This is a genomic window from Hansschlegelia beijingensis (assembly GCF_045505405.1).
Classification (GTDB): Bacteria; Pseudomonadota; Alphaproteobacteria; order Rhizobiales; family Methylopilaceae; genus Methylopila; species Methylopila beijingensis_A.
In genome coordinates this window covers 1-4,998 of sequence record NZ_JBJKEX010000220.1, presented here as the reverse complement: position 1 = coordinate 4,998, position 4,998 = coordinate 1, and the positions used below count along the sequence as shown (strand labels likewise).

The window sequence follows — 4,998 nt, the reverse complement described above, 5'->3', positions numbered from 1 at the left end:
GGCGTGTAGCTCAGCGGGAGAGCACTACCTTGACATGGTAGGGGTCACAGGTTCGATCCCTGTCACGCCCACCACTTTCCAAGCCCCTGCGCAGCAGGGGCTTGGGCGGTTGTTGACGAGGGCCACGAAGAAGGACAGCGCCAGGGCGCCGGCCACGCCGCCGATCGACAGCAGAAGAAGAAGCGTGGTGATGCGGGCGTAGAGCTCCTCCTCGGCGGCGTTGATCGCCCGCTGCTGGTCGAGGTTCCTTTTCGTCAGGGCGTCGATGCTGGCTTGGAACGCCCTGCGGTTGGAGCGGTTCGCCTCGTTGTTGCCCTGCTCGTTGGCGGCCCGGGGCGAAACCTCGGCGGCGAGCCGGACGGTTTCGGTGCGGAACTCGCGGAACCGGGCCGCCTCGCGGGCCACGGCCTCGAACAGGTCGCGGTCGTGCTCGTCGACTGTCGCGCGCCACTCGTTCAGCAGTTTGTCGATCGCGTCGAGCGAGGCAAGCACCCCTGCCCCGAAGGGCTTCGCGCTCGCAGAGTCCTCGGCCGCGTAGATGCCGCGCGCGTCCATCACGGTCGCGGTGACGAGCCGGTTGAGCCGCTCGCCGTTCAGCGCTTCCGTGTCGGCGTGCTGGGCGGCCACGAAAGCGGCCCGGAAGCTGGAGAGCGAGTAGAGGCCGACCCCGGTCAGCGTTGCCGCCACGAGGCCGAGTGAGCCCACAAGGGCGAAGATCTTGGTGCTGATACGCATGGAGGACGAGTCCGGCGGAAACAATTATATTAAAAGGCCGGACCCGCAGTTTATTTCAGTTTAACGACGCTCTTCTGCTGGAAGAATTCTTTGAAAGGGCGGGACTCGCGCGCGGTCTCCGGCCGAGTGCGTCGATGCGAAGTTCGCCCTGCAGCGCCGCATGTAGAAGTCCGCCGCGACGGAGCGGGCGTCATGCCCGTGGCCGGCGCGATGCGTCGGAGATCGCAGAAGAAGCGCCTGCGCAACGTCTGCGTGCGACGCCACCGGGCGAGCCGAGACGGCAGACGCCGAAGGCCTCCCGCGCCTCACCAGGCGGCCCCGGCCGAGCGCCGCGACTTGACGGCCCGCGCCAACTCCCCCAACCGCTATCACGACTTCGTTATCGCGCTGGGAGGTAAGGATGGACCGTCGGAAGTCGCGGGCAGCCTTGTGGCTGCTGATCATTCCCTATGTCGGGCTGCTCTACCCGGCGTTCTACAACCACCTCGAGCCGAGGCTGTGGGGCTTCCCGTTCTTCTACTGGTACCAGCTCGCCTTCGTGCCGATCACCGCGCTCCTGACCTACGTCGCCTATCGGAGCGTGCGCGATGACGACTGATCCGGCGGCCGCTCCCGCAGTATGGACGCCGACGCTCAACTATCCCGCGCTCGCCGTCTTCCTGTTCTTCTTTATCCTCGTCACCCTGATGGGCTTCGTGGCGGCGCACTGGCGCAAGCCGGAGACGCTCGCTCACATCGACGAATGGGGCCTCGGCGGCCGCAGCTTCGGCACCTGGATCACCTGGTTCCTGGTCGGCGGCGACTTCTACACCGCCTACACGGTGATCGCGGTGCCGGCGCTGGTCTACGCAGTCGGCGCCTACGGCTTCTTCGCCCTGCCCTACACGATCGTGGTCTATCCGTTCGTCTTCCTCGTGATGCCGCTTCTGTGGAAGAAGGCCAAGGAGATGAACTACGTCACGGCCGGCGACATCGTGCACGGCAGGTACGGCTCCCGCGCGCTGGAGCTCGTCGTGGCGATCACGGGCGTCGTCGCGACGATGCCCTACATCGCGCTCCAGCTGATCGGCATGGAGGCCGTGATCAAGGCGCTCGGCCTCGCGGGCATCTCGCTCGGGCCGATCCACAATGTTCCGCTCACGGCCGCCTTCCTGATCCTCGCCTTCTACACCTACTCCTCGGGCCTTCGGGCCCCCGCGCTGATCGCCTTCGTCAAGGACATCATGATCTACATCGTGGTGATCGTGGCGGTCATCGTGGTGCCGATGAAGCTCGGCGGCTACGGCGCCGTGTTCGACAAGGCGGGGGCGGATTTCGCGGCCGCCGGCAAGGGCGGGCTGCTGCTCGGTGGAAACCAGATGGCGGCCTACGCCACGCTGGCGCTCGGCTCGGCGCTCGCGGCCTTCATGTATCCGCACACGCTGACTGGCATCTTCGCCTCCAACAGCGCCAACACGATCCGCAAGAACGCGGTGCTGCTGCCGGCCTACACCCTGCTGCTCGGGCTGATCGCCATGCTGGGCTATATGGGCCACGCCGCCGGCATCAAGGTCGCCACCAACAACGACATCGTGCCGGCGCTGTTCGACACGCTGTTCTCCGGCTGGTTCGCGGGCTTCGCATATGCGGCGATCGGCATCGGCGCGCTGGTTCCGGCGGCCGTCATGTCGATCGGCGCCGCGAACCTCTTCACCCGCAACTTCTGGAAGGCCTACGTCAATCCGCAGGTCACGCCGGCGGGCGAAGCCTCCGTCGCCAAGATTACGTCGCTGGTGGTCAAGGTCGGCGCGCTGCTGGTGATCGTCTACCTGCCCACCAAGTTCGCGCTCGACCTGCAGCTGCTCGGCGGCATCTGGATCCTGCAGACCCTGCCGGCGCTGGTCTTCGGCCTCTACACCAGCTGGTTCCGCGCCCCCGGGCTGCTGGCCGGCTGGGCGGTGGGCTTCGCGAGCGGCAGCTGGATGGCCTGGGGACCGGAAGGCTTGAAGCCCCTGCAGGCGCTGCCGTTCGGCGGACCCGCCGGGACCACGGTCTATATCGGGCTGGTGGCGCTCGCGCTCAACGTCGCGGTGGCGGTCGCGGTGAACCTCGTCACGGCGCGCCGCACAGCGATCGCCTGACGCGACGACGGCCGACGCTCTTGTGGTCGGCCGCCTGTCGCTGCAAAAAGCTCCGGACGCGCCGACAGGCGTGTTCGGAGCGAGAGTCAGACAGAACGAAGATCCGCCGCGTTAGCTCAGTTGGTAGAGCACCTGATTTGTAATCAGGGGGTCGCGGGTTCGATCCCTGCACGCGGCACCATCATTCTCCTGGCATCGCGGGCGCCCCTCCGGGGGCGTTCCGACAAGACCTCACTGGCCTAATCCGACAAACCTCCCTGCTTCGTTCTCCGGGCGATTCGTCTGCGCGCTCCCGCGCGCCGCTGTTCCGCGGTCGCTTTCGGGTGCAGCCGGATCATGGCGGCCGTCCTATGAGCGCCCAGCGCGCGGAGCTGAGCGTCGGCCATGACGCCCGTGGGGCTAATTGTGGCAGCGCTCGTCGAAGCCTCGCGCCAGCTCCGCGAGGCTGATCGCGCCGAGGCGCGCCAGCAGCAACGCCTCGGCTTCCCGTAGCGCATCGTCCAAGGCCGCATTGACCACGTCCTTGACCGCGCACTCCGGGTGCGGATGCTCGCCGCCGATCGCGAATATATGGGGCCCGCCCACCGCACGGTGGATGTCGAGAAGCGATACCTTCTCCAGTTCGGCCGCGATTTCCCACCCGCCGCCATGGCCTTTTGCTGATCGCACATAGCCGGCGTCACGCAGGCCCGCCATCGTGCGTCGGACGACGACGGGATTGGTGTCGAGCATGCGCGCGATCGCCTCGGACGTCATCGGCCCATCGTGCCGGCCCATGTGAAGCAGCACGTGAAGCATTCTCGAAAGGCGGCGGTCCGCGCGCATGTCAGTCCCCTTGCATGGCTCACCGGAACCGCCATACACGCGATTTCGATACATTTTAAGTTACATGAGCCGGAGGTCGCATGCGGGAGTTCGAGAACGTCAGCCACTGGGACAAGGCTGCGCTCACTTATGAGCGAAACGCCCATCCTTTCACGACGCGCTATGCGCGGGCGGCGCTGGCGCGGGTCCCGCTGACGAGCGGGCGCCGCATTCTCGATGTCGCGGCCGGCACGGGCGCGTTGGCGCTTGCCGCCGCCGAGTCCGGAGCTCAGGTGCTCGCCACGGACTTCTCGCCTGGGATGGTGGCCCGGATAGCGGCCGCGCAGGCGCCGAATGTCGAGGCGCGGGTGATGGATGGGCAGGCGCTCGACCTCCCCGACGCCAGCTTCGACGCGGTCTTTTCGATCTTCGGGGTCATCATGTTCCCGGACTGGCGCGCAGGCCTGTCCGAGATGGCGCGGGTGACGCGCCCGGGCGGCTATGGGGTGGTCGCCACCTGGCCGGAGGGGGGCGCCGCCACCTTCCTCCTGCTGGGGCAAGTCCGGCGCACGCTGTTCCCGAAGCGGGAGGGCATGACGATGCCTGACGGGGTCGGGGCCCTGAGCGATCCCGGCGACTTCGCGCGGGAAATCACGCGGGCGGGCTATCGTGACCCGCACATCGAGCCGATCACCTTCGACTACGAAGTCGACATGACGGCGCTTGCAGAGCCCGACGCCTTGTTCGGCATGTCACCCGACTGGACCAGTCTCACCGCCTCCGAAAAGGCGGCGGTGATCGCGGAGGTTCTACGGATGGCGCAGGGGCAGAGGATCCTCCGGGTGCCCTCGACCGCCCTCATCGGCGTGGGCCGCCGTTGATCAAGCGGCGACCCTCCCTTCCTGGTTGATGGCGATAATCCGTCGGGCCACCACGGGGACGGCCCTTCCCTGACGCCTGCGATCCCGCGCCCTGGCGGATTCGCGCCTTCACCATCCGATTGCGGTCGGAAGCCAGGTGGCGATGCCGGGGAAGCAGAACACCAGCGCCAGCGCGATGAGCTGCAGCGCGATGAACGGCACGACGCCCTTGTAGATGTCGAGCGTCGAGACCTCCGGGGGCGCCACGCCTCGCAGGTAGAACAACGCCCAGCCGAATGGCGGCGTCAGGAACGAGGTCTGCAGCACCACCGCGATCAGCGACGCGGCCCAGACGACGTTGACGCCGTCCGCGAGCATCAAGGGCAGGAACATCGGCACGACGATGTAGCTGATCTCGATCCACTCGATGAAGAAGCCGAGCACGAAGATGATCGCCAGCATGAACAGCAGCATGCCGG

The 4,998-nt window shown here is 67.0% G+C and carries 6 protein-coding genes and 1 tRNA gene; 4 read left to right on the top strand and 3 right to left on the bottom strand.

From position 1 onward, the window contains the following. Window positions 1–24: 24 nt before the first annotated feature. The gene (locus ACIKT0_RS12775; protein ID WP_407105708.1) at window positions 25–735 is read right to left on the bottom strand and encodes an MCP four helix bundle domain-containing protein; all 711 of its coding nucleotides are present in this window, start codon (window positions 733–735) and stop codon (window positions 25–27) included. Between the two features lie 400 nt (window positions 736–1,135). On the opposite strand from ACIKT0_RS12775, the gene ACIKT0_RS12770 reads away from it, so the two are divergent. From ACIKT0_RS12770 to ACIKT0_RS12760, 3 genes are all read left to right on the top strand, one after another. Next, the gene (locus ACIKT0_RS12770) at window positions 1,136–1,333 is read left to right on the top strand and encodes a DUF3311 domain-containing protein (RefSeq protein WP_407105707.1); all 198 of its coding nucleotides are present in this window, start codon (window positions 1,136–1,138) and stop codon (window positions 1,331–1,333) included. Further along, window positions 1,323–2,855 (top strand): monocarboxylate uptake permease MctP, encoded by a 1,533-nt coding sequence (gene mctP, locus ACIKT0_RS12765; RefSeq protein WP_407105706.1) that lies wholly within the window; start codon window positions 1,323–1,325, stop codon window positions 2,853–2,855. Before ACIKT0_RS12770 ends, mctP begins: the two co-directional genes overlap by 11 nt. 105 nt (window positions 2,856–2,960) lie before the next feature. Then, window positions 2,961–3,036: transfer RNA gene (locus tag ACIKT0_RS12760), tRNA-Thr, on the top strand. A gap of 218 nt (window positions 3,037–3,254) precedes the next feature. Here the strand turns inward: ACIKT0_RS12760 and ACIKT0_RS12755 are convergent. Continuing rightward, window positions 3,255–3,680, bottom strand: coding sequence for an Rrf2 family transcriptional regulator (locus tag ACIKT0_RS12755; protein WP_407105705.1), 426 nt, complete (start codon window positions 3,678–3,680; stop codon window positions 3,255–3,257). An 80-nt stretch (window positions 3,681–3,760) separates the two neighbouring features. On the opposite strand from ACIKT0_RS12755, the gene ACIKT0_RS12750 reads away from it, so the two are divergent. Continuing rightward, window positions 3,761–4,540 carry a class I SAM-dependent methyltransferase gene (locus ACIKT0_RS12750; protein WP_407105703.1) on the top strand — a complete coding sequence of 260 codons (780 nt, stop codon included), beginning with the start codon at window positions 3,761–3,763 and terminating at the stop codon, window positions 4,538–4,540. A 108-nt stretch (window positions 4,541–4,648) separates the two neighbouring features. Here ACIKT0_RS12750 and ACIKT0_RS12745 read toward each other — a convergent pair. Then, the coding region (locus ACIKT0_RS12745; protein WP_407105702.1) for a TRAP transporter large permease subunit at window positions 4,649–4,998 on the bottom strand (350 nt) is incomplete at its 5' end.

Coding starts and splice junctions, on each gene's coding strand:
- ACIKT0_RS12775 (WP_407105708.1), bottom strand. CDS start 735: ATGCGTATCAGCACCAAGATCTTCGCCCTTGTGGGCTCACTCGGCCTC.
- ACIKT0_RS12770 (WP_407105707.1), top strand. CDS start 1,136: ATGGACCGTCGGAAGTCGCGGGCAGCCTTGTGGCTGCTGATCATTCCC.
- mctP (WP_407105706.1), top strand. CDS start 1,323: ATGACGACTGATCCGGCGGCCGCTCCCGCAGTATGGACGCCGACGCTC.
- ACIKT0_RS12755 (WP_407105705.1), bottom strand. CDS start 3,680: ATGCGCGCGGACCGCCGCCTTTCGAGAATGCTTCACGTGCTGCTTCAC.
- ACIKT0_RS12750 (WP_407105703.1), top strand. CDS start 3,761: ATGCGGGAGTTCGAGAACGTCAGCCACTGGGACAAGGCTGCGCTCACT.